At 61.0% G+C, this 400-nt stretch carries 1 protein-coding gene; it reads left to right on the top strand.

What is annotated here, in order from left to right; translation table 11 throughout:
* Positions 1-400: immunoglobulin-like domain-containing protein (locus tag ACK59H_RS23010; protein WP_409264999.1), on the top strand; the 400-nt coding region annotated here is incomplete at both ends.

Below are 400 nucleotides of genomic sequence, written 5' to 3'. Positions count from 1 at the left end.
GGACGTCAGCCCAGCGCCGGCTGTGACCGCAATCACCGATACCATCGATACCTCGACGGTGACCCTGACAGCCACTCCGTCCGCTGTTGAAGGTGGCGTGGTCACCTACACCGCGAGCGTGACTTCGCCAGTTACCGGTACGCCGCTGGTGATCACCCTGGCTAACGGTCAGACCATCACCATCCCGGTCAACGCAAGCTCCGGCTCGGTCGACTACGTCGCACCGAACAACGTCTACACCACCAATACCCCACTGACGAACAGCATCACCAACGTCACCGGTGGCAACTACGAGAAGCTGGAAACGGCTGGTAACCCAACCACTTCGGTTACCGATGATCCGGCGAAGCTCGACAGCACTGGCCTCACCTTGTCCGCTACCGGCACTGTCCAGGAAGGC

The organism is Pseudomonas sp. KCJK9000, from assembly GCF_046230725.1.
Classification (GTDB): domain Bacteria; phylum Pseudomonadota; class Gammaproteobacteria; order Pseudomonadales; family Pseudomonadaceae; genus Aquipseudomonas; species Aquipseudomonas promysalinigenes.
The sequence above is the reverse complement of the archived record's forward strand: the minus strand, read 5'-3'. Positions and strand labels throughout refer to the sequence as shown.